Annotated in this window: 21 protein-coding genes and 1 pseudogene; 19 read left to right on the forward strand and 3 right to left on the reverse strand. The window is 36.8% G+C overall.

All coding sequences use genetic code 11. The features are described from left to right. Window positions 1–3: 3 nt before the first annotated feature. Entirely contained in the window at window positions 4–381 is a 378-nt protein-coding gene (locus ABFG93_RS22615) for a nucleotidyltransferase substrate binding protein (RefSeq protein WP_347553033.1), read from the reverse strand. Window positions 382–795: 414 nt separating this feature from the next. Between ABFG93_RS22615 and ABFG93_RS22620 the strand changes: the two genes are divergently transcribed. From ABFG93_RS22620 to ABFG93_RS22655, 8 genes are all read left to right on the forward strand, one after another. Continuing rightward, window positions 796–930, forward strand: a complete 135-nt coding sequence (locus tag ABFG93_RS22620) for an SDR family NAD(P)-dependent oxidoreductase (protein ID WP_431522107.1) — start codon at window positions 796–798, stop codon at window positions 928–930. Window positions 931–1,053: 123 nt separating this feature from the next. Then, on the forward strand, window positions 1,054–2,163 hold the full coding sequence (locus ABFG93_RS22625; protein WP_347553034.1) for an MDR/zinc-dependent alcohol dehydrogenase-like family protein: 1,110 nt from the start codon (window positions 1,054–1,056) through the stop codon (window positions 2,161–2,163). 78 nt (window positions 2,164–2,241) lie between these two features. Next, window positions 2,242–3,525 carry an MFS transporter gene (locus ABFG93_RS22630; RefSeq protein WP_347553035.1) on the forward strand — a complete coding sequence of 428 codons (1,284 nt, stop codon included), beginning with the start codon at window positions 2,242–2,244 and terminating at the stop codon, window positions 3,523–3,525. 133 nt (window positions 3,526–3,658) lie between these two features. Beyond that, window positions 3,659–4,120 carry a ribose 5-phosphate isomerase B gene (gene rpiB, locus ABFG93_RS22635; RefSeq protein WP_347553036.1) on the forward strand — a complete coding sequence of 154 codons (462 nt, stop codon included), beginning with the start codon at window positions 3,659–3,661 and terminating at the stop codon, window positions 4,118–4,120. 12 nt (window positions 4,121–4,132) lie between these two features. Then, the gene (locus ABFG93_RS22640; RefSeq protein ID WP_347553037.1) at window positions 4,133–5,164 is read left to right on the forward strand and encodes a dihydroxyacetone kinase subunit DhaK; all 1,032 of its coding nucleotides are present in this window, start codon (window positions 4,133–4,135) and stop codon (window positions 5,162–5,164) included. Continuing rightward, complete coding sequence (dhaL, locus tag ABFG93_RS22645; protein ID WP_347553038.1) at window positions 5,161–5,802, forward strand: dihydroxyacetone kinase subunit DhaL; 642 nt, start codon at window positions 5,161–5,163, stop codon at window positions 5,800–5,802. Before ABFG93_RS22640 ends, dhaL begins: the two co-directional genes overlap by 4 nt. Before the next feature lie 10 nt (window positions 5,803–5,812). Continuing rightward, entirely contained in the window at window positions 5,813–6,772 is a 960-nt protein-coding gene (gene glpX / locus ABFG93_RS22650; RefSeq protein ID WP_347553039.1) for a class II fructose-bisphosphatase, read from the forward strand. Between the two features lie 345 nt (window positions 6,773–7,117). Then, entirely contained in the window at window positions 7,118–7,906 is a 789-nt protein-coding gene (locus tag ABFG93_RS22655) for a DeoR/GlpR family DNA-binding transcription regulator (protein WP_347553040.1), read from the forward strand. 202 nt (window positions 7,907–8,108) lie between these two features. Here the strand turns inward: ABFG93_RS22655 and ABFG93_RS22660 are convergent. Beyond that, window positions 8,109–8,318 (reverse strand): annotated as a pseudogene (locus ABFG93_RS22660) (IS5/IS1182 family transposase); the annotation flags it as partial. Between the two features lie 1,344 nt (window positions 8,319–9,662). Continuing rightward, window positions 9,663–10,556 (reverse strand): LysR family transcriptional regulator, encoded by an 894-nt coding sequence (locus ABFG93_RS22665; protein ID WP_347553041.1) that lies wholly within the window; start codon window positions 10,554–10,556, stop codon window positions 9,663–9,665. 132 nt (window positions 10,557–10,688) lie between these two features. Here ABFG93_RS22665 and ABFG93_RS22670 point away from each other — a divergent pair, with 132 nt between their 5' ends. The 11 genes from ABFG93_RS22670 to ABFG93_RS22720 all read left to right on the forward strand — a co-directional run bounded on the left by ABFG93_RS22670 (window position 10,689) and on the right by ABFG93_RS22720 (window position 21,567). Further along, a complete protein-coding gene (locus ABFG93_RS22670) occupies window positions 10,689–10,862 on the forward strand; it encodes a lysine biosynthesis protein LysW (protein WP_347553042.1) in 174 nt (57 codons plus the stop codon). After that, on the forward strand, window positions 10,855–11,745 hold the full coding sequence (locus tag ABFG93_RS22675) for a RimK family alpha-L-glutamate ligase (protein ID WP_347553043.1): 891 nt from the start codon (window positions 10,855–10,857) through the stop codon (window positions 11,743–11,745). Before ABFG93_RS22670 ends, ABFG93_RS22675 begins: the two co-directional genes overlap by 8 nt. Next, entirely contained in the window at window positions 11,738–12,361 is a 624-nt protein-coding gene (locus tag ABFG93_RS22680) for a degT/DnrJ/EryC1/StrS aminotransferase (protein ID WP_347553044.1), read from the forward strand. Before ABFG93_RS22675 ends, ABFG93_RS22680 begins: the two co-directional genes overlap by 8 nt. Further along, a complete protein-coding gene (locus tag ABFG93_RS22685) occupies window positions 12,351–13,673 on the forward strand; it encodes a DegT/DnrJ/EryC1/StrS family aminotransferase (RefSeq protein ID WP_347553045.1) in 1,323 nt (440 codons plus the stop codon). Before ABFG93_RS22680 ends, ABFG93_RS22685 begins: the two co-directional genes overlap by 11 nt. Then, a complete protein-coding gene (argC, locus tag ABFG93_RS22690; RefSeq protein ID WP_347553046.1) occupies window positions 13,670–14,713 on the forward strand; it encodes an N-acetyl-gamma-glutamyl-phosphate reductase in 1,044 nt (347 codons plus the stop codon). Before ABFG93_RS22685 ends, argC begins: the two co-directional genes overlap by 4 nt. Window positions 14,714–14,736: 23 nt before the next feature. Continuing rightward, window positions 14,737–16,557, forward strand: a complete 1,821-nt coding sequence (locus tag ABFG93_RS22695; protein ID WP_347553047.1) for a M20/M25/M40 family metallo-hydrolase — start codon at window positions 14,737–14,739, stop codon at window positions 16,555–16,557. 1 nt (window position 16,558) lies between these two features. Then, a complete protein-coding gene (locus tag ABFG93_RS22700) occupies window positions 16,559–17,371 on the forward strand; it encodes a 1-deoxy-D-xylulose-5-phosphate synthase N-terminal domain-containing protein (protein ID WP_347553048.1) in 813 nt (270 codons plus the stop codon). Then, window positions 17,368–18,294, forward strand: a complete 927-nt coding sequence (locus ABFG93_RS22705) for a transketolase (protein ID WP_347553049.1) — start codon at window positions 17,368–17,370, stop codon at window positions 18,292–18,294. Before ABFG93_RS22700 ends, ABFG93_RS22705 begins: the two co-directional genes overlap by 4 nt. 42 nt (window positions 18,295–18,336) lie before the next feature. After that, a complete protein-coding gene (locus ABFG93_RS22710) occupies window positions 18,337–19,572 on the forward strand; it encodes an ATP-grasp domain-containing protein (RefSeq protein WP_347553050.1) in 1,236 nt (411 codons plus the stop codon). 239 nt (window positions 19,573–19,811) lie between these two features. After that, complete coding sequence (locus ABFG93_RS22715) at window positions 19,812–21,023, forward strand: MFS transporter (protein WP_347553051.1); 1,212 nt, start codon at window positions 19,812–19,814, stop codon at window positions 21,021–21,023. Window position 21,024: 1 nt separating this feature from the next. Then, complete coding sequence (locus ABFG93_RS22720) at window positions 21,025–21,567, forward strand: flavodoxin family protein (RefSeq protein ID WP_347553052.1); 543 nt, start codon at window positions 21,025–21,027, stop codon at window positions 21,565–21,567. The last annotated feature ends 88 nt before the right edge of the window (window positions 21,568–21,655 follow it).

Below are 21,655 nucleotides of genomic sequence, written 5' to 3' on the forward strand. Positions count from 1 at the left end.
CAATTAATTCTTTTTCCATTTTGTGATCAGGTCGTTTAGTAGCTTTGTATACGTGTTTTTCACTTTTTGATAGATGAACTTTGCTTCCTCTTCGTCGTACAAGTGAGACGTTTTGTTTCGATCAATCATCATGTCGATCCAGTCGTCTCCGTTTTCAATGAGTCCGCAAGAAAATGCTTCTCTAATGGTTGCACGCTGACTTCTGATTTCGCTGATTCCCGTGTATCCTAGGAACATTTTCATGGTTTTCCAACTCAGCTCAAAAGTGAATTCAAAGCGCTGGATGACGCCGTCATACACGATATCATCTGTCAAGGGAATTTTAAACGGGATGCAGCCCTTGATGTCTTCAAGCTTTTCGTACAGCCTTTCCTTGTTCATAGATGAACAATCCCTTCAGTGTCTATATTTAATAGTAGCTTTTCTTTATGTAGTCGGTCTGTAAATAAGATATCGATTTTAAGAGGCGTCGTCATGTCCTCGATAACCTGAGTAATAAGGTTTAGAACGATTTTTTCCTTTACCTGTCTCTTTCAAAGCTTGCATACAACCGTTATATTATACGAATATTTAAACTCATTGTATAAGGATGAAACCTTGTATTAGAGGAAAGTGTAGTAGCTTTCGGATAAAACGGGGGTTAAGAACCCGTGTTTCAGCGTTAATATACGACGAATATAACGAAAGTAAATAAAAAAATACGAAATTAAATGAAAACGTTTGTTGACAAAACGAAATTAAATGATAACATTTAAATTATTCAGAATGTAAACGCTTTCTAGAGAGGATGAGGAAATGAGTGTTAGTGATCTATTTCAATTAGGTGGATCGACTGCAGTTGTGACAGGAAGCGCAAGAGGATTAGGAAAAGCTATCGCTAAAGCCTTAAGTGACGCAGGTGCGAATGTAGTGATTGCTGTAAGATGCTGAAAGTGCACTTCAAGAGTTAGAGTGCCAGCCTGAAATCAGAAGCTTCGAGTTTCGTCACTGGATCAACCTTTGTTGCGGATGGTGGTTATACAATTTGGTAAAAAGGAAAAGGAGAGATATAACATGGAAAAAATATTAAATAATGTAAAAGAGCAGGCACAAAAATACCCTAAAAAAATGAAAGCAATAGTAGCGTATGCCCCGGAAGACTATCGATTAGAGGAAGTTTCTACACCGAAAATTGAAAACGATAAAGAAATTATTGTGAAAGTTGAAGCATGTGGTATTTGTGCAGGTGATATAAAGGCCTATGATGGTGCGCCAAGCTTTTGGGGAGATGATAAACAACCAGCGTATATAAAGGCACCAATGATCCCAGGTCACGAATTTATAGGGAGAGTAGTTGAGAAGGGTGACGCTGTTACAGATTATAACATTGGAGATCGAATTATATCTGAACAGATTGTTCCATGCTGGGATTGCCGTTTTTGTGGGCGCGGTCAGTATTGGATGTGCGAAAAGCATGATCTATATGGTTTTCAAAAGAATGTAAATGGTGGTATGGCAGAATATATGAAATTTACAAAAGAGGGGATTAATTATAAAGTTCCTGAGGATTTGCCGATTGAAAAAGCAATTTTAATTGAACCTTATGCATGTAGTTTGCATGCTGTACAACGAGCTCAAATCCAATTAGGAGATTTTGTGGTGTTATCAGGTGCAGGTACTCTTGGGCTTGGAATGATTGGGGCAGCAAAAAAAGCAGGAGCTGATACGTTAGTCGTACTTGATTTGCAAGACTCCCGTTTAGAATTAGCTAAGAAATTTGGAGCAGACTTGGTACTTAATCCATCCAAAGTGGATGTAGAAAAGGAAATAAAAGCCCTAACAGAAGGGTATGGCTGTGATGTTTATATAGAAGCAACGGGTCATCCCAAGTCTGTAGAGCAAGGATTAAATAGTATACGTAAATTAGGAAGATTTGTAGAGTTCAGTGTATTTAAAGATCCAGTCACAGTTGATTGGAGCATTATCAGTGACCGTAAAGAGCTGGACATCTTAGGCTCTCATCTAGGCCCATATTGTTATGAATTAGTTATTAAAGCAATTGCGAATGGGGACATGCCTACAGAGAATGTAGTAACGCATCGTTTTCCTCTTGAAGAATTCCAACAGGGCTTTGAATTAATGAAAAAAGGCGATCAATCATTAAAAATAATTCTAGAACCTTAAAACAGATCTTTTAGGGAGGGGGCAGTAGTTCCCCTATCCCTAAATATATCTGAATATTCAGTTAAAGGAGGGTGGATTTTGAATAATTCACTTGCAGGTGGCATTGATAAAGCTGGTATTCCCTCTCGACTCTTTTGGGGTTATATAGGTATTCTTATTTTTATGATGGGGGACGGATTGGAACTAGGCTGGTTAAGTCCTTATTTAATTGAACAGGGAATGAGCGTTCAACAATCAGCATTTTTGTTTACTGCTTACGGAGTAACGATAGCAATATCTTCTTGGTTTTCTGGTGTATTAGTAGAAGCTATGGGACCCAAGAAAACAATGCTAATGGGTCTGTTGTTATATATTTTAGGAACAATTGGCTTTGTTGGTTATGGTATACCTCATTTAAATTATGAGCTTATGATTCCTACTTATGCATTAAGAGGTTTTGGTTATCCATTATTTGCTTATGGGTTTCTTGTATGGATAGCGTATCGTAGTCCTCAACAGCAACTTGGTAGAGCAGTTGGTTGGTTTTGGTTTGTTTTTACAGGAGGATTAAACGTGTTAGGCGCTTATTATTCCATTTGGGCAATTAAATATCTTGGTCATATCAATACCTTATGGAGCGCCCTTTTATGGGTTACGATCGGAGCTATCTTCGCCTTAGTTATTAACAAAGATAAATTAGAGAGAAAACAAAATAAAGAGAACAAGTCAAAAGTGAAAGAGTTATTAAAGGGCGTTACGATTATTAAAAAGGAACCTAAGGTTGGGATTGCTGGCATTGTACGCATTATTAATCAAACAGCCCAATATGCCTTTCCTATCTTTTTACCGACTTATTTAGTCCAGTATGGAATTGAGACGTCAGTTTGGCTGAATATTTGGGGCTCAATTTTCATTTCAAATATTGTTTTTAATTTAATTTTTGGATTTGTTGGAGATAAATTCGGCTGGAGAAATACGGTCATGTGGTTTGGAGGAGTTGGTTGTGGGACATTCACACTTCTTTTGTATTATATGCCACAACTAGTAGGGGCTAACCTTTGGTTAATACAAGCTGCAGGGATATTATGGGGAGCTTGTCTTGCAGGATATGTACCACTATCAGCTCTTGTTCCATCCCTTGTGAAAGAAGAAAAAGGGGCTGCAATGTCCATCTTGAACTTAGGTGCAGGACTTTGTGTATTTGTGGGTCCAGCGATCGTCGGTTTAACTTATGGTTTTGTTGGTGCAGAAGGTGTAATCTGGATTCTTGCAGGCCTTTATTTCGCAGGAGCTTTCATGACGAAATTTATCACCTTACCAAACAATGCGAAAATCTTAGATGTAGATGTCAACGATGAGAAGGCAGAAGTTTCAAACATGTGATAACCTGATGCTCTCTTTCTTATTTTGGAAGAGAGTATTTATTTATAAATAAACGAAAGTAAACGAAAATAAAAATTGACAAACGAAAGAATAAATGTAAAAATGAACTCAAATTAATCAAGGAGATGAAGGTATGAGAATTGCAATTGGGAGTGATCATAACGCATTTGAAATGAAAGAATCAATAAAGAGTTTTATTGAGGAACTAGGTTTTGAAGTTTTAGATTATGGTTGTCATAGTTGTGAAGCTATCGACTATCCTGATGTTGCTTTTAAAGTAGCTCAGGACATTGCTGATAACAAAGTTTCTCGAGGAATATTAATTTGTGGAACAGGGATTGGTGTAGCGATTGCAGCAGGAAAGGTGCCTGGTATACGTGCTGCACTTTGCCACGATACGTACTCTGCGGAACGAGCTCAATTGAGTAATAATGCTCAAGTCTTAACAATGGGTTCTCAAATTGTTGGTATAGAAGTCGCTAAAAAAGTGGTGTACACTTATTTAAATTGTGAATTTAGTGGTGGTAATTCTAAAAGGAAAGTACAAAAAATTATTGATAAAGAAAAAGAATACACTCAAAAAAGTTTTCGATAGGGAGGGGACAGAATGAAAAAATTAATTAACAATCCGAATAATGTTGTCGATGAAATGATTCAAGGATATTTGAAAGCGCATTCTGACGTGGTAAAAGGGGTTGAAGAAAATCACCGAACGATCATTCGAACAGATGCAGGAACTAAGAAAAAAGTGAGTATTATTATTGGTGGTGGTTCAGGACACGAACCAGCTTTTATGGGATATGTAGGAGAAGGGATGGCAGATGGTGTAGCAGTGGGAAATATTTTCGCTTCGCCTCCACCTGACCCCATATTAGAAGCCATAAAAGCAGTAGATACGAAAAAGGAAGCCCTCCTTATTTATGGAAATTACCAGGGGGATCTTATGAATTTTGATATGGCTGCTGATTTGGCAGAAATGGAAAGTGATATCAAGGTAAAACAAATTATTGTAAAAGATGATGTAGCTTCCGCGTCTCACTCAGAAGCAGATAAACGTCGTGGAATTGCTGGAGAGTTCTTTGTGACGAAAGTAGCTGGTGCTGCCTCTGAGACTGGCGCTCCTTTAGATGAAGTATATCGATTAACTGAAAAAGCGAATCAGAATGTAAGGTCTATGGGAGTAGGGTTATCTCCGTGTTCATTACCCCAAACTGGGGAACCGAGCTTTTTGTTAGAAGAAGATGAAATGGAAATTGGTTTAGGACATCATGGAGAACCAGGAGTCGAAAAAGGGAAACTTCAATCTTCTAATGAGGTTACTGAACGAATTGTGAATGACATACTTCAAGATATGCCTATTTCTAAAGAAGAGGAAGTTGCTGTACTTGTTAATGGGCTTGGTTCGACTACAAGAATGGAGCTCTACATTATGTATCAAAAGGTAGAAAGCCTTCTTAAAGAAAAAGGAATTCATATTCACAAATCATTCGTGGGGGACTACAGCACTTCCTTAGAAATGGGTGGTCTGTCGATCTCGATTCTAAAATTAGATAATGAATTGAAGCGATTAATAGATGCAGAGGCAAATTGTCCAATGTATGTACAGAAAAAGAAAGAGAAAGAGGAGGTTAAAAGATGAATGCTACTGAATGGAAACAATATTTTGAAAGCGTTTCACCTTTAATGGAAGAAAACAAAAATTATTTATCTGAGTTAGATCGTCGACTTGGAGACGGGGATCATGGTGTAACAATGTCGATTGGCTGGCAAGCTGTTCAAGAGGAAATTAAGAGCTCACTCAGTGAAGAAAAAGATTGTGGGAAAATTGCAATGAAAGTTGGACGTTCATTTCTTAGCGCGGTCGGCTCTTCTGTAGGTCCTTTATATGCATCAGGCTTTATAAATGGTGCTAAAGCAATCAAGAATAAAACAGAACTAAACGAGGAAGACCTTATTGATTTTTGGGTTAATTTTATAAAAGGTGTTCACGAGCGAGGACAAGCTAATATTGGCGATAAAACAATGTTAGATACCTTGTTGCCTGTTCTAAGTATCCTAGAAGGAAGCACAGAACCACCACTAGTAAGATTCAAATTAGCTCTAACTACTGCGGAAAAAGCTATGATATCCACAAAAGATATGGTTTCTCAGAAAGGAAGGTCCAGTCGTCTAGGTGAACGATCAAAAGGTGTACAAGACCCTGGAGCTACATCTGCCTATCTAATCTTTTTAAAATTTGTAGAGCACTCTCAAGGGATTGCAAAACTCCATCATTAAAAAGGAGGGAATGGATTTGCGAGAATTAGCGATGTCTTACTTGTCAGTTACTCAGGAATCAGCTGTGGCTGTCTATCCTTATATAGGAAAAGGTGACAAAATACTAGCAGATGGTAAAGCGACTGAAGCCATGAGAGAGACATTAAATAAATTGAAATCAAAGTCTCGAGTAGTTATAGGGGAAGGTGAGATGGACGAAGCCCCTATGCTTTATATTGGTGAAACGTTAGGGAGAGGAACGACGGAGATAGACTTGGCTGTAGATCCAATTGATGGGACAACTTTAATTGCGAATGGTCAAGGGAATGCCATCACTGTTCTAGCTGGTTCAAAAAAAGGGACGCTCCTTCATGCTCCAGATATGTATATGGAAAAAATAGCAGTAGGTCCAAGAGCAAAGGGTAGTATTGACATTAGCTCTCCTATTGAAACCAACATTAAACATGTTGCGAGAGCATTGAATAAACCTATGAAAAATTTGAATATCATGATTCAGAATAGAGGGCGCCATCAGGAACTTATAAAGTCAATTCAAAAACTTGGAGCAAGTGTAATTTTATTTCAAGACGTGGACATTACCGGTGTGGTTGCCACAGCAATAGAAGAATATAATATAGATATGCTAATAGGAATTGGTGGTGCTCCTGAAGGAGTTATATCAGCTGTAGCTATGCGTAGCTTAGGTGGCGACTTTCAGGCCAAACTCCTTCCGGAAAATCAGGCTCAATATGATCGATGTATAGCCATGGGCATATCCAATCCTGATAAACACCTTCATTTAAACGATCTAGTATCGAGTGATGACTGTTTCTTCATAGCTACAGGGATTACTGATGGACAGTTGCTTAAAGGGATTAGAGAGAAACAGGGGAGCATGCTTCAAACACAAACTATTTTGTCACTCCATCATGAATATCATTTCATAAATTCTGTTCATCGTGTTAGTTCTCAAAGAGAGTTAGTAGTATAGTTACTAATTTTATATAAAAAATCGATAAGATTTAAGACTAATAGTAAACTATTAGTCTTATTTTAGTGAAAACATTAGTAGATGTATATGTAAAACCTTTTTGAAACAAAGTATTGACTGGATGTGGAAATTCTTTTTAAATAATTTGTATGATAAGATTACTAATAGATAGGATTAAAAGCTGGAGAAATGAAAGCCTTATCAATAAACACTTTTTGTTTTCTTTCTTTGATCAAATTTGGGATAAGATACATCATTTTTGGTTATTTAAAAATATATGTTAATGGATGTTTTTAAGTATAATTGCTAATGGATTTTCTATGAATAGAATAAAGGGTGACAAATATGAGTAAATTATTTGCAACTGAAAGACGTCAAAAAATCATGGAAATGCTAACTAAGAATTATCGTATTACTGTGCGAGACTTGGCTCACGAAATGAACGTTTCTGAAGTTACCCTTCGAACAGATTTGAAAGAGATGGAAAAGGAAGGACTTTTGCAACGGACTCATGGCGGTGCTGTGCTCTCTGAATTAAACGGTAATGAGATCACCTTTTCAACTAGAGAAAAGAAAAATAAAGACGCAAAGGTTAAGATAGCAAAACTAGCCATTGATCTCATTGAGGATGGAAATTGTATATTATTAGATGCAAGTTCCACAGCCTTAGAACTCGCACGATTACTTAAAGATACGGGACTAAAATTAACTGTTGTTACGAGTGGGATTTATACTGCCCTAGAACTTCGTGAAAATACTGATTTAACGGTCATTTTATTAGGTGGAGTTGTAAGACCAGGATCAAGTTCATTAGAAGGAATTCTTGGTGCAAATGTTTTAGATCAAATTCATGTGGATCTCATGTTTACTTCTGCCAACGGGTTTACTTTAAAGACAGGGCTTACAGATTTTAATGTCTATGAAGTAGAACTAAAACGATTATTAGTCAAAAAGGCTGACCATATTATTGCTTTGGTCGACCATTCTAAAATTAATAAAAGTTCAATTTCATCTTTTGCAGCTGTAAAAGACTTGTCTTACTTTATATCAGATGTACCTTTATCCTTAGAAATGGATAAATATTTTGCTGAAAATGGTGTTAAGACACTTTCTCCAGTTTCTAGAGAGTCATAAAATTGGGTGCGTGATTATCAATAGATTGCATAATATATGGTTTTAGTGATATTTCCCACTATTTAGGCCTCAATAATTGTAAGACCTCATTTATTACGTTAGATCAAGGACAAATTGTGGTTCAGAAATACAATCCTGGTGTAAATCCTCTCATAACTTTTTAGCTTGGAATGGCAACATTGTATTAGTCCGGAAGGAGCACTTCCTTTGGACCTGTGTATTTGGCGGTTTCGCACCTGTTAAAAAACTGGCATAACGAAAGGAGTGCTCCCGAAAACAGGTAGGCGCAAAGTGCTTATCAATACCAAATGGTTTCGGACTCGTTGTGTTTATTGTAAGAAATGACAGATTGATGGCCTATTCGATGAACTTGTATGTAGATAGGTTCATTAGTCATACCGGCATCCATGGTAATTAAATAAGTAAGTTGGAAGAGGGCAGCTATGTTTAAGAATAATCAGTAATCACTGGAAAAATTATCAACAGATCCTTGCCACTACTGTACTCACGGGTAAGATGAGTATTATAAAACCCTTTATTGATCGGTGTTGAACAGTAACAAGAGTTGTATTTTTAAACAAGTTACCAACGCAAGTAGTAGCTTATGAAAACGTAAATTAGAATGAAATGATTTTGACATTCCAATTTTAGCTGAACGATTTGTAGAGGAGGGTACTAGGGTACTGAATGGAGAATTTAAATTAAGTGTTTACGTATTCCCATAATAAAAAAGGACGTAAGGGCAGACGTCCTTTTGACTATATAACATCCTCTTAACTGCTTTCCCTTTGTAATACATTATGTAATTCATTTTCAAAGGGTCTCTTTTTTGGGGAGTGTGCCCTATACATAGCTATGTAAATACCTAAAACCCCAAACTTTACTTCATGGGGTTTATTTTATATGAATTTAAAACCAAGTTGGAAGAAAAAAATATTGAAAACCGACCTTAACTACATAACAAACAGCTACATTTTATATTTTGATCCCTGGATTGTTCTAGTTGTAGGAATAATTATCGAACGATCGCCAACTTCATTTTGCTTAATAATATTAAGTAAATGTTTAATAATCCCTTTTCGTCTCTTTTAAGAGCTCGCTATGTTCTGTCATAAAGAAGCACTGATACTTCATTATTCCTCGATCATTAATCATTACCATCATCATCTCCTTACTCATCATACGAACATTCATTCCCGTTATTCAAGTTGTATATCCAAATATAGAGATCCAATTTATTCTAATGGTGATTTACGAGTGAGGTTCTTTTCTTAAGAAACAAATCTTTTAAAAACCTTTGTAAGGCGGCAGCACTGACAGCCTGATCAGAAAGATCAAAACGCTTTCTGTCATTCTGTAGGTGTCGCTTCGATCCTAAAGCGCCCGATAACTACGGTCTGTAAGCTTTCGCTAACAGGCCGTACGTTCCTGGTCTCTTTGCGCGAAGCGCTGGACCGAACGAGCCGAAGAATTCCATGGATAAAAGCTACGCTTTTGTTGATCGAAGCAGGCATCGAGCCTGCTGGCTGCAGGAGCAGCCTAAGCATACGTTAATTCTGGCAGGTTTTAAAATCATCCCTGCCGATCCTTTGGAAAAAATTCTTTTTTAAGAACTAAATAACTTAAAACCATTCGATTAGATCACTATTAATCTCTTGTTAGGGATTTACGATTTACCCTTGGTACACAACGACAATTATTGTTTCTCCAACGCTAAAAAGACCTTCCCTTTGAACAAGAAAGAGAAGGTCTTTTGTTATTGAAAAATATTTTCACTAACTGAAACAAATGTGTCTAGCAATGAGGTGAATTTTTTATCTTTGTGCCATGAGACAAAATGAAATAGCTCAGGATTGGAAGGTGGATTCCAGTCTATTATTTTTAATTTTTGGTTACTCACTTCATCTTTGACTACCCCGTAAGGTAATAAGGCAATGCCGAGGTTTGATTTAACGCAATTTTTTAATGTTTCAACATTTGTAATTTCGAAAGTTGAACTAAAACTCATATTCGAATCAGCTATCATATTTTCCAATAAGTTTCTATAAGAGCAACCTTTTTCCGTTAATAAAATCGTTTCTTTTTGCAAATCGTTGAGCGATGGTTTTTTCAAATTATTTACTTCATTCAAAGGAGAAGCTACTAACACTAAGTTTTCTTTTGATAATTTAGATATTTGTACACTATTGGTTTCTTCGAAATTTTCCCCAAATAAAAATGCAAAATCTAATTCGCCTGTTTGAAGATCCGACTGTATTTGTTCGAGATTATGCATCGGTTTCACGATTACTTTAACCTTTGGAAACAATATTTTAAATTCAGTTAAAACAGTCGGCAATTTATAAGCACATTGACTTTCAGTCGCCCCAACGATTAGGGTCGCTGTCATGTTTTTATCATAGTTAATTTCATCTAATACCGAATGATACTGAGAAATAATACTATCAGTATAAACTTTAAATTTAACTCCGAATGGTGTTAACACTAGCTTATTTCCTAATCTTTCAAAAAGGCTTACACCAAGTTCATCTTCTAAGCTCTTTATTTGAGAGGTTACGCTAGATTGAGCATAGTTTAATATCTTAGCACTTTTCGTGAAGTTTAATGTCTCACTTGCTGTTTGAAAGGTGGATAACTGCTTCATATCCATTCAAATCTACTCCTATCAAATTTTCCGATTGGTTCAATCGTTTTTTTAAACTGGGATATAGTTTCATATTATCATAGAATGAAGTTGTTCTCGTGAATCGCGAGTACATTACAAATATTAGGAGGAATTACATTGAGAAATTCAAATTGTCTATCATGTAAAGCGGAAATTGGAGTAGAAAGTGATGCTTTTGTAGGAGAAATCGTTGAGTGTCCTGATTGTGGAGAAGAGCATGAAGTGAATGAGACCAACGGATCTCTATCTTTAGGCCTAGCTCCTGAAATAGAAGAGTCATGGGGTGAGTAATAAACCTAAAATGGATATTTTACTGTGTGTAACAAAACTTAGAACGGAAGAAAAGATGATTATACGAGAGTTAAACCTTCGCAACATATCTGTGAAAGTTATTCTAGATTCGATGAGCCTTCCTTTGGATGAAATATTCAAAGGGAGATATCAATTAGCAATTGTCAGGTGTTTATCACAAAAAGAAGGCTTGAAAAGAGCACAGATTTTAGACAAATGTGGTTTGAAAACCATCAATGATTATAATGCAATCACCATCTGCACGAATAAAATTTTGCAATCCATTTTATTTGATAGACACCAAATTCCACAACCCAATTACTGTATTGCGTTTAATCCAGATAATCTTAAAACTGTTTCAAATCAGCTTGGAGGACAATTTATTATAAAGCCACCCAGTTCATCTTGGGGAAGAGGGATTAGTTTAATAGAAAATGTGTGTTCTTTAGAGGCATGGATTGCAGCTCGTGAATCAGTTGACATTAGAAACCAAGAATTCCCTGTGTTGACACAAGAAAAAATCAACAAAGGAAACTTTGACATTAGAGTGGTAATCGTCGGTACTACACCTTTAGTTGCTTTTAAAAGAGTATCAAACGAAACCTGGAGAACAAATACACACCTAGGAGCCTCTGTGATTCCTGTCGAGCTAAATCAGGAGATTCAAGAATTGGCAAATAAAGTAACCACTCTTTTAGGAGAAGGTTTATATGGCCTTGATCTGTTGTACGACTTTGATAAGGAAAAATACTTGGTTTGTGAAGTGAATCAAAACCCGGAATTTTCAAATTCTTGGGAAATCCACAAAGTGGACATCTCTTCCTATATTGCTGAGTTTGTCAGTAAAAGAATAACGAACGATCAGGAGGTTAGTTATGGATAAACGTAAACAGTTTCAGATCTCGTTTGTATTATCTCGAGTATTAAATTCTGGAATCATTATGAGTATAGAAAAGAACGAAAAGGAGATAAAGGGGTTAGAGAAATTCATAGGGAAAGCTACTGGTTTACCATATGTATCAGTATTTAATAGTTACACTGGTGCATTACACGGTGCTCTCTACGGCCAAGATTTAGTACATGGTACTTCAACACACCTCCCTGATATTACTGAGCAAGAAGATAATTTCTTGGCATGGTTAGGGATAACTAGCGTTGGTGGAAATGAAGATAATGTTCCATTTCAGCGTATCAGAGTGAATTGGGATAACATCCATAATTTCGAGTCTCTAATGGAGGAGCACTCAACTCTACTTTTAGACTTAACAGATTTAGGGTTTGGTCCATGCGGTATTATTGCAACTAATCAAGAATTAATATGGAAGAAATCTGAGCGACTAAAGATATTTGGCGCTTTCGATCTAAGAACGATGTGGACACAGGAAGAAAGCAATTATGAGTTACAACCTGGCGTTCAATTTAATTACAGAATTAGCCCATTAGTGGCTGCTTGTGTGAAATTGTCATTATTAAGAAGAGGTGAACATAATGAGGACTGATTTTATAAAAAAACCACTAGACTTCCCCTCAGAAAGCATGGTCAACGAGAGCTTGGCATATTTCGGAGGGAAGGCGATTCTCCCTACGGATAATCGGAAAACAAATTTCCCATACATAACTAAAGAAGACGTTATGCAAATGTTGGTATCTATTCAGCATGAACCAGAAAACGTAGTGGGTGAATTTTCGGAAAAATACAATAAATACGTCGGAGCTAATTTCTCAATACCTACAGCAAGTGGAACATCTAGTCTGCATTTAGCTTTAGTGGGAGTAGGTGTAGAACCAGGGGATGAGGTAATTATCCCTAACTTTACCTTTATAGCAACTGCACAAGCAGTAATAGCAGCGAAAGCTATACCTGTATTTACAGATGTAGATCCTGACACATTTTGTATGGATGCGGCCCAAGTAGAAAGTTTAATAACTAAGAGAACGAAAGTCGTTATGCCTGTTCACGTTCACGGTTTACCTGCTAACTTACCAATGTTACAAGAGATTTGCCTAAAGCATAACCTAAAATTGGTTGAGGATGCTTCACATGCTCACTCTGCATCAATAGATGGGAAGGTTTGTGGGTCTATCGGTGATGCAGCTGGCCAAAGTTTAATGGCTGATAAAAATTTTCCTGTAGGTGGGGAAGGTGGCATCTCCTTTTTTAAAAAAGAAGAGTACTATGAACGGGCCATAAAGTTCTTAGAAGAGTCAGGAATTGATTATCGCATGTCATGGATCGCAGCAGCCTTTGGAATCAGTCAGTTAGAAAGACTACCATATTATGATGAAGTAAGAGCACGCAATGCCCAATACCTGAGTGATGCTTTGAATGAAACAAAGCTATTTGAACCACCCAAAGTTCCAAGTGGATATAAACACAGTTACAACATGTACAGAATCAAACTTCATCGTGAGAATGTAGGATTGGAAGATCTAGAAGATTTTAAAGTTAAAGAAGCGATCCAACAACTCATCATGGAAGAAGGCGTTTTTGCAAGAGAATGGCAGAATAGACCAATCCCTGGTCACCTTCCATTTCAAAATAAAAAAGGATTTGGGAATGGATATCCGTTCACTCTTGCAGATGAAGAAAGAAAATATGAAATGGAAGATTACCCAACCACATTGAGCATGTTCCGAAATACTTTAACTATCTGTCGAGAATTAAGGTCACCCATTGAGTATGAACGAATTCAATCCTATGCTTTAGCCTTTAAAAAGATTGATCAGAACCCTGAAGCAATAAGAGAAGTAGTAAGTAAAATGGATTCTTCAATTAAACTTCCATATGAAAAGGATGCGAGACTAGGATGAGTCAAAATATTAAAATAGCAATCTTAGGTGGAAGTGGGTTTGTTGGGATGGAGATTTACAGAATTCTTAGGAATCATCCTCTTGCCTCTATTGATTTTGTATCATCAGAATCGAGGTCGGGACGACCAGTAGAAAAATACTACAGAATCCTAAATAATGAAAACAAACAATTGAAATTTAAAAAGATAAACCAATTGGAGAACGGATACGATGTTATATTTTCATGTTTACCAACTGGTGTATTGCCAAAACATATCGACGAAGTTCTTGATAAAACAGAGGTGCTATTCAATGTTAGTGGAGACTATCGGTTAACAGACCATCACCTGTTAGAAGATTACTATCCTAATTCATTGACTAATCAGCGTTATATGGACTCTCAATATTATATTCCTGAGTTTCATAAGATCGATAGACAAAAGAAGATTATTAATCTTCCAGGATGTATGGCGGTGGCAAGCATTTACTCCCTTTATCCTCTTATGAAAAATAGTTTAATTGAAGGAAAGGTCATTATAGATGCTAAAACAGGTTCAAGTGGTGGAGGTAAAAAAAGTTCGGAACATCCTGCTGAAAGATCGCAAAATTTCAGACCACATCAGGTACACGGACACAGACATATGCCGGAAATAAGCAATGCTTTTAGAGAAATGTTCGATGAGAACATTGATTTGCAATTTTCAACATACAGTTTAGACCTTCCAAGAGGAATTATGACAACTGTTTATTCAACGCTTAAAGATGGTGTGTCTGAAATTGATGTAAAAAAAGCATTCTTTAAGGAGTATAACAATTTATACTTCATCGATTATATAAAAGATACTAAGGGTGGACGATTTAATCCAATGATTAAATCGATTGTCGGAACAAATCGTTCAGAAGTTGCTGCTTATGTTGACAATAAAAACTGCGTATCCATATGTAGTCTAGACAATATGATCAAAGGGGCTGCTGGGCAAGCTGTTCAAGCATTCAATCAATATTTTGACTTTTCAGAGGAAGAGGCTTTGAGTTTTCAAAACGAAGGGATGTGGCCATAATCAGTAGCTTATATGTAATCAAGTTGGGGAGTAGTACAGTTCTTTCTGAAGGTAAAGAAATTTATAAAGAGATTAAGGAAATATCTTCTAAAGGTCACTCAATTATCATTGTGGCAGGAGGAGCAGAAGGTATCGAAAAGCATTACCAAAATATTAATAGAGAAATTAAGTTTCTGCATCTAGCTAATGGTAATGAGGTGCGCTATTGTTCGGCAGAGGAAATGGAGCATATTTATGATGCTTATAACAATACAATTATTCCTACTTTAAAAAGAGATTTAGAAGAAGTAGGTTTGAAAACATATATTCAATGTGGCAGTGATCATAATGTAGTTCAAGGAAAACAAGGTCCTCCTTTAAAAGTTAAAAAGAATAATAGAAACGCTATTGTTAGAGATTCTTTGTACGGACACTATGATAGCTGTGATACTTCCCTACTGGATTCATTGTTAGAGGAATTTGATGTTGTCTGCTTGACTCCTCCTATACTTGGGCAGGAAAAAAATCAATTACTTAACATTGATGCAGATGTACTAGCAGCTAATATATCGATTCAGATGAAGGCTCATCACTTGCGTTTTGTAACTGGGACAAATGGGATTTTAAAAGATGTGAACTCTCCTTATTCTACAGTGAAAGATATTTATAACGAGGATAACTTGAACTATGTAAAAGGAAGAATGAAACAAAAAGTTCGTGCCGCTAGATTAGCTATTCGCGAAGGAATAAACGATGTGTGCATTACGGGACCAACCATGTCTCGAGAACATAGCACTTGGTTTTGGGACATTGATACATACAACGAGGAGTTTGATTTGATTAATAAGGTGATTCGAATTCCTTCGGTTTCTTACGATGAGAGTGAATTAGCTAACTACTTGAATCAAAACATTAAAATTCCTTGTGTAAAGAATGAGGTTGACCCAGCAGGAAATGTTGTTTTTCAAAAAGGTACCGGCCGCCATACATTAATGCTTTTAGGTCATATTGATACCGTCCCTCATTTATGGAAAGTTAAAAACAATAACGAAATAATTACCGGGAGAGGAGTAGTAGATGCAAAAGGGTGCTTTGTTAATTTTTTGCAGATGTTAAAGGATGTCGAGGTACCTAAAGATTGTCAGCTGAAAGTGATTGGAGCTGTTGAAGAAGAAGTATCCTCTTCTGCAGGTGCTTATTATGTCAGAGATAACTATAAAGCTGATGCCGTTATTATAGGGGAGCCTAGTGGAGAGAAAAATCTAACATTGGGTTACCATGGCTTATTAAAATTAGGCGTTACTATCGAACAGGCACAAAAGCATAGTGCTTCTAAAAACAATTTAAGCGTAGCAGACCATTTTTATAAAATCAGAAAGGAAATGGAAAATCGAGTAGGTGCAGTAGACCCCGAAAATGTATCTACAATAACAAAGGTAACCCAACATAAAGATGCCAACAAGGATGTCATTAAAGGGATTATCAATTTTCGAATATCGCCAAATGTAGAAAATGATTATATCAAAGATATTGACCTAAAGATTGCGGATGACGTCACAATTGAAGTTCTTCGATCTACGCCAGGATATATAAACAAGAGAAATTGCACATTAGTCAAATCCTTTGCTAAGAGTTTTGCCAACAAAGGGGGGAAGTGCAATTACCTAAAGAAAACTGGAACTAGTGATATGAATACTTTAGCTACAAATTGGATCGATGTTCCAATTGTAGCGTATGGACCTGGGGATTCTACTTTAGATCACACAGATGAGGAATTTCTGGATTATAAAGAAATCGAAAGCGCTAGAGGTATTTTGAAAGATGCTATTCATAACTGGTTTTCGAAAAAAACGGAGGTGGTGTAACGTGGTAACAAAAATGAACGCCGTTCTAACACCAGAGCATCCGAAATTAGAAAATATAAAACGGAAATGCAGAGAGGCAAGAATGCAGATTATTGATATGGCTGCTACGGATACAGGTTGTCATATAGGAGGTAGTCTATCCGTAATCGATTTGTTGATTGTGCTATACGAAAAGTATAATTCGGATTCAAAAAATCAAATTGTTCTAAGTAAGGGGCATGCAGCTGCAGCTTTATATTCGACCTTGTTTGTTAATGATTTGTTAGGTGAAAGCCCAGCTCTTACATATGGCAAAAAGAGTTCTCTGCTCACCGGGCACCCTAGTCATAAAATAAAGAACATTCCTTTTTCTACTGGAAGCCTTGGTCACGGCATTCCTTATGCAGCAGGATGGGCCTTGTCACAGAAGCTAAAAAATGAGGATGGAATCGGGATTGCAGTTTGTGGGGACGGGGAGCTACAGGAAGGCTTATGTTGGGAATCGTTTCAAGTCATTCAGTCTAAAGAAATAAACAACTTTGTGTGTGTAGTCGATATAAATGGCGCTCAAAATGATGGATATGTTAAGGATATCTCGGATTTAGTTAATTTAAAGACTAGATTTGAATCATTTGGCTTTAACACTAAGGAAATAGACGGACATAATGTATCTGATATTTTAGGGTCTTTGAATGAAGAGCAAAAAAAGCCTCTGGTGTTACTCGCTAAAACTATAAAAGGAAAAGGCGTACCAGAACTCGAGGGGAACCCTAAAGCACACTATGCGAAAATTCCACAGAGGCTAAAAAATAAGTGGAAGAGGAGTTTATTATGAGTTTATCAGGTAGAGAAAGTTATCGAGATGAACTGACGAAACTGGCTTCTATTGACGAGCGTATTCTGTGTTTAGAAGCAGATTTAGGGGGTTCAAATCACCAATTTGAAGCTAACCATCCGAATCGTTTTTTCAATATGGGTATTGCTGAAATGGCCAGTATCGATATTGCAGCTGGTTTATCCGAAGGAGGGCATATCCCTTTCTTTTCTACTTTTGCTTCATTTGCATCTCTTAGGTCAGCAGAGAGCATGAAGTTAGCCATGGGGTATATGGAAAAAAACATCAAAGTAGTGGCTCCGTATGGTGGAGTATCTGGTGGATGGTTTGGCACAACGCACCATGCACTTGAAGACATTGCAATTGTTCGTTCCTTTCAAAAAATCAAAATTGCATGCCCTCATGGTGAAGAGGACACTAGAAAAGTGGTCAGAGAAGCTGCTAACTCTAATAAACCATACTATATTAGACTTTCACGTAATGATTCCTATGAAAGTCTAGATCGAGCGCTGGATCACGACTGTTCCCATCCTCTATTTCACTATAAAGGGGAAAGCGATCTTTGCTTAATATCGATTGGAGAACAAGGAACAGTGCTGTGTAAAGAAATGGAAAGTCTCTATCCAGATGTTTCGCATATCCATTTATGTTATGTAGACTACGAGAGTTTACAAGATCACATTACGGAAATTGGAAACGCAGCTGAACGGCTTCTTGTAGTGGAAGAACACAGGCTTTCAGGAGGAACTGCATCATTGTTATCAATCCTCATGCCGGAAAAGAAAGTTTACTCTCATGATTGTGGAGAAGATTGGCCAATATACGGGGGTACCCATCAGGAGACGCTAGAATACCTAGGATTTAGTTCAAATGTTTTAAGAGAGAAAATTGACAGTATGAAGGGTAAGAAATTAAGTATATAGCTTCATTTCTAGTCATTCATATGAAGGGAGATCGTGTACACCATGATTGAAGAAAAAATTGTAGCATTCGTAGAACCGAGCTTTTATGGTATTGATTTTGTAGAAAGAACGCACCGAAAAGGATGTAAGGTCATCGCCATAGGCTCTTCTATCGATAATCCTAAGAAGTATGGGTATGAGAACTATTACCATGATTTTTTAGTAGCAGACATAAGAAGTGTAGAATCGATTTACAATGCGATAAAAGAATCTTCCTATTACGGTCAGATCGATGCGTTAATCCCTGCGACTGATTATGCCTCACATTTAACAGCTGAGGTAGCCGAAAGGTTATCGCTAAAAACGATATCTTCTCAAGCAGCAAATAACGCAAGAAATAAAGATTTAGCGCGTGATGTGTATGAGCAACATAAAGTTCCGAGTGCAAAATATCAAAAGGTATCCAGCTTGACCGAAGCGATACAAGCTGCGAAAAGAATCGCATATCCCGTCGTGCTTAAGCCTACCAATTGCGCCAGTAGTCAAGGCGTTTATTTCATTGAGAATGACAAACAATTAGAAGTAGCATTTGAGAAACTAAGAGAATTCAAAAAAACCTATATGGATTTTGACGTAAGAAACGAATACCTTATTGAAGAATACTTAATAGGTCCAGAATTTAGCGTGGAATTTTTCTTGAAGGATAACGAAGTGGTGTTTTCATCAGTGACAGAGAAACTTACTTCTGATCTACCTTATTTTGTAGAAATCTCACACACTGTTCCTACATCTGTAGAGAACGATAAGATTGATGATATGATTCGCGTTTGTGTTCAAGCTTTACGTGCGATTGGAATCGATAATGGACCAAGCCATGTCGAATTAAAATTAACAAAAGATGGTCCTAAGATCATTGAGGTGAATGGTAGACCGGGGGGAGATAAAATATCCTCCGAATTATTACACACCACGTACGGTTTAGATATCTTCGATGAAACGGTAAACTTCTATTTGGATTTACCAATCACAGAGACTCACCTGCAAAAGAAAGCCACCTCTATAGCTTATTTAACAGCAGATAGAGAGGGGATCATCTCTTTTATTGAGGGTGAAGAGGACATTGCGAATGACCTAAGTATCTTGAAGTATGACATTACTGTAAAAACGGGGGATAAGGTGAAAGTTCCTGAAAGTTCTGATGATCGTCTAGGCTATGTAATCACTACAGGACAAAATCCTGAAGAGGCTAAACATAACGCAATAAATTTAATAAATCGGATTAAGCTTCAATACCACTAAAACCATTAATAATATTGATGTAGAGGTTTACTAGCAGTGAAACCCATCATTTACTTTATTGTAATGATGGGTTTCACTTTTGAAATCGTTCTCCCTACTTATTGATAAATTTTAGAAGTCCACTGATAGGATCGGATTTTTCGATGGAACCGATTCATATATTCAGTTTTACTGTTCTATTAGACTGCTATACCATTTTAAGAAAGAAGCATAAAGGAAGAAATAGGAGAGGTGAAGATATGTCTTTTATTCGAAAGAATTTTTTGTTCTTTTTTTTAGCAGATATTATATCTGGTTTTGGAGTGGGAATGAGTACAATTGGAGCAAATTGGTATTTGTTAGATGAAACGGGATCCGTTGGAGCAATCGGTCTCATGTTAACTATTAATGTCCTATCAGGTTTTTTAGTATCTCCTTTTACAGGTATTATCACAGATAAATTCAATCGGAAAAGTGTCATTCAGGCAACCTTTATTTTAAGAGCGATTACGATTGGAGCTTTAACCGGATTGTTTATCGTTGATGGATTTTCTATTGGCTATATCTATGCTTTCGCTATAATCAATGGGATAGGTTGGAGCATATACATGTCGGCATCGAGGAGTTTAATACAAGAATTATTACCGGAGAAAGAACTTTCTAAAGGGAATTCTCTTATTGAAATCAGCCTTCAAGTAGGTATGTTTATGGCTGGTGCTGCATCTGGTTTCATTTATAAATTTTTTGGGTTTGAAGTTATTTTACTCATGAATTCTTTAATGTTTGTGTTTAGTAGCCTATTGGTGATGTTTATTAAATATCAGTCGATATCTCTTGAGGGTAGTGATGAAAGCTATTCCGATTCGTTTAAAAAGGGCCTTCAATATTTAAGATCTCATAAAATGACTTTCTTGTTAGGGATCGTATCAATTGTCCCGTTAGTAGCAACGATGATCTATAACGTAGTACTTCCAGGGTATGTCAGTGATACGCTTAACGCAGATTCTGTTGTGTTTGGTTTCTCAGACATGGCGTATGGAGTTGGAGGATTATTATCTGGTTTCATTGCTGCACCGTTTGCTAAGAAAATCTCAGAAAACAAGGCTGTTAGTACGATATTTATACTCGCGGTTTTAACTCTCTTTGGTCTTGCTGTTAATAAGGTCGTGTTCATGATTTATCTGGGTAGTTTGCTCATCGGACTGTCAAATTCATCTTTACGAATCATTATGAACACTATGTTAATGGAAATTGTACCTAAGCCTTTAATGGGAAGGGCCTTATCGGTTTGGATGGGAATCGCTCTCCTCTTACAAGCTATATTAGCTAGTGGGCTAGGAATTTTAATTGATATTTTCTCTCCAAGCATAGGATTCATTTGCATGGGCGGACTAATGCTATTAGGACTTGGGCTTCAAGTCGTTGTTGTAAAGAGAAAAGAGAAATCAAATCTTAAGTATGAGGCGGTGTAACATGAGTATTGCAGTATTATATGGCAGTTCAAGAATTAATGGAAACACAGAAGTGTTAACTGAACATGTTGTGAAAGACTTACATGTGAAAAAAATATTCTTAAAAGATTACCAGATAAACGATATTATTGATCAACGACACGAAGAAAACGGTTTTGATTCTGTTGATGATGATTACGATCAGCTGATTGATGCGGTATTAGAAAGTGACGTACTTATTTTTGCTACGCCAATCTACTGGTACGGGATGTCTGGTATTATGAAATCCTTTATTGATCGATGGTCACAGACTGTTAGAGATAAAAGGTATCCAGAATTCAAATCTAAAATGGCTAAAAAGGCGGCATATGTGATTGCTGTTGGAGGGGATGAGCCTAAGACGAAGGGTCTTCCATTGATTCAGCAATTTTCTTATATTTGCCATTTCATTGGGTTAGACTTTCAAGGATATATACTTGGAGAAGGCGTAAAGCCAAACGATATTTTAAAGGATGAAGAGGCTTTAATGAAGGCTCTGAACTTAAGGGAAACATTGACAGAATAACTCTATAGTGCGGAAAAGGGATCTTATCCAGAACAAGATAAGGTCCCTTGAATCTACGTTTACTTTAAGTAGAACGTAGCTGTTTTAA

Origin of the sequence: Pseudalkalibacillus hwajinpoensis, from assembly GCF_039851965.1 — a bacterium.
GTDB classification, from domain to species: Bacteria; Bacillota; Bacilli; order Bacillales; family Guptibacillaceae; genus Guptibacillus; species Guptibacillus hwajinpoensis_E.

What these genes read in the sequence shown, in the direction of transcription:
- ABFG93_RS22615 (WP_347553033.1), bottom strand. Translation starts at nt 381, where the DNA reads ATGAACAAGGAAAGGCTGTACGAAAAGCTTGAAGACATCAAGGGCTGC.
- ABFG93_RS22620 (WP_431522107.1), top strand. Translation starts at nt 796, where the DNA reads ATGAGTGTTAGTGATCTATTTCAATTAGGTGGATCGACTGCAGTTGTG.
- ABFG93_RS22625 (WP_347553034.1), top strand. Translation starts at nt 1,054, where the DNA reads ATGGAAAAAATATTAAATAATGTAAAAGAGCAGGCACAAAAATACCCT.
- rpiB (WP_347553036.1), top strand. Translation starts at nt 3,659, where the DNA reads ATGAGAATTGCAATTGGGAGTGATCATAACGCATTTGAAATGAAAGAA.
- ABFG93_RS22640 (WP_347553037.1), top strand. Translation starts at nt 4,133, where the DNA reads ATGAAAAAATTAATTAACAATCCGAATAATGTTGTCGATGAAATGATT.
- dhaL (WP_347553038.1), top strand. Translation starts at nt 5,161, where the DNA reads ATGAATGCTACTGAATGGAAACAATATTTTGAAAGCGTTTCACCTTTA.
- glpX (WP_347553039.1), top strand. Translation starts at nt 5,813, where the DNA reads ATGGATTTGCGAGAATTAGCGATGTCTTACTTGTCAGTTACTCAGGAA.
- ABFG93_RS22655 (WP_347553040.1), top strand. Translation starts at nt 7,118, where the DNA reads ATGAGTAAATTATTTGCAACTGAAAGACGTCAAAAAATCATGGAAATG.
- ABFG93_RS22665 (WP_347553041.1), bottom strand. Translation starts at nt 10,556, where the DNA reads ATGGATATGAAGCAGTTATCCACCTTTCAAACAGCAAGTGAGACATTA.
- ABFG93_RS22680 (WP_347553044.1), top strand. Translation starts at nt 11,738, where the DNA reads ATGGATAAACGTAAACAGTTTCAGATCTCGTTTGTATTATCTCGAGTA.
- ABFG93_RS22685 (WP_347553045.1), top strand. Translation starts at nt 12,351, where the DNA reads ATGAGGACTGATTTTATAAAAAAACCACTAGACTTCCCCTCAGAAAGC.
- argC (WP_347553046.1), top strand. Translation starts at nt 13,670, where the DNA reads ATGAGTCAAAATATTAAAATAGCAATCTTAGGTGGAAGTGGGTTTGTT.
- ABFG93_RS22705 (WP_347553049.1), top strand. Translation starts at nt 17,368, where the DNA reads ATGAGTTTATCAGGTAGAGAAAGTTATCGAGATGAACTGACGAAACTG.
- ABFG93_RS22710 (WP_347553050.1), top strand. Translation starts at nt 18,337, where the DNA reads ATGATTGAAGAAAAAATTGTAGCATTCGTAGAACCGAGCTTTTATGGT.
- ABFG93_RS22715 (WP_347553051.1), top strand. Translation starts at nt 19,812, where the DNA reads ATGTCTTTTATTCGAAAGAATTTTTTGTTCTTTTTTTTAGCAGATATT.
- ABFG93_RS22720 (WP_347553052.1), top strand. Translation starts at nt 21,025, where the DNA reads ATGAGTATTGCAGTATTATATGGCAGTTCAAGAATTAATGGAAACACA.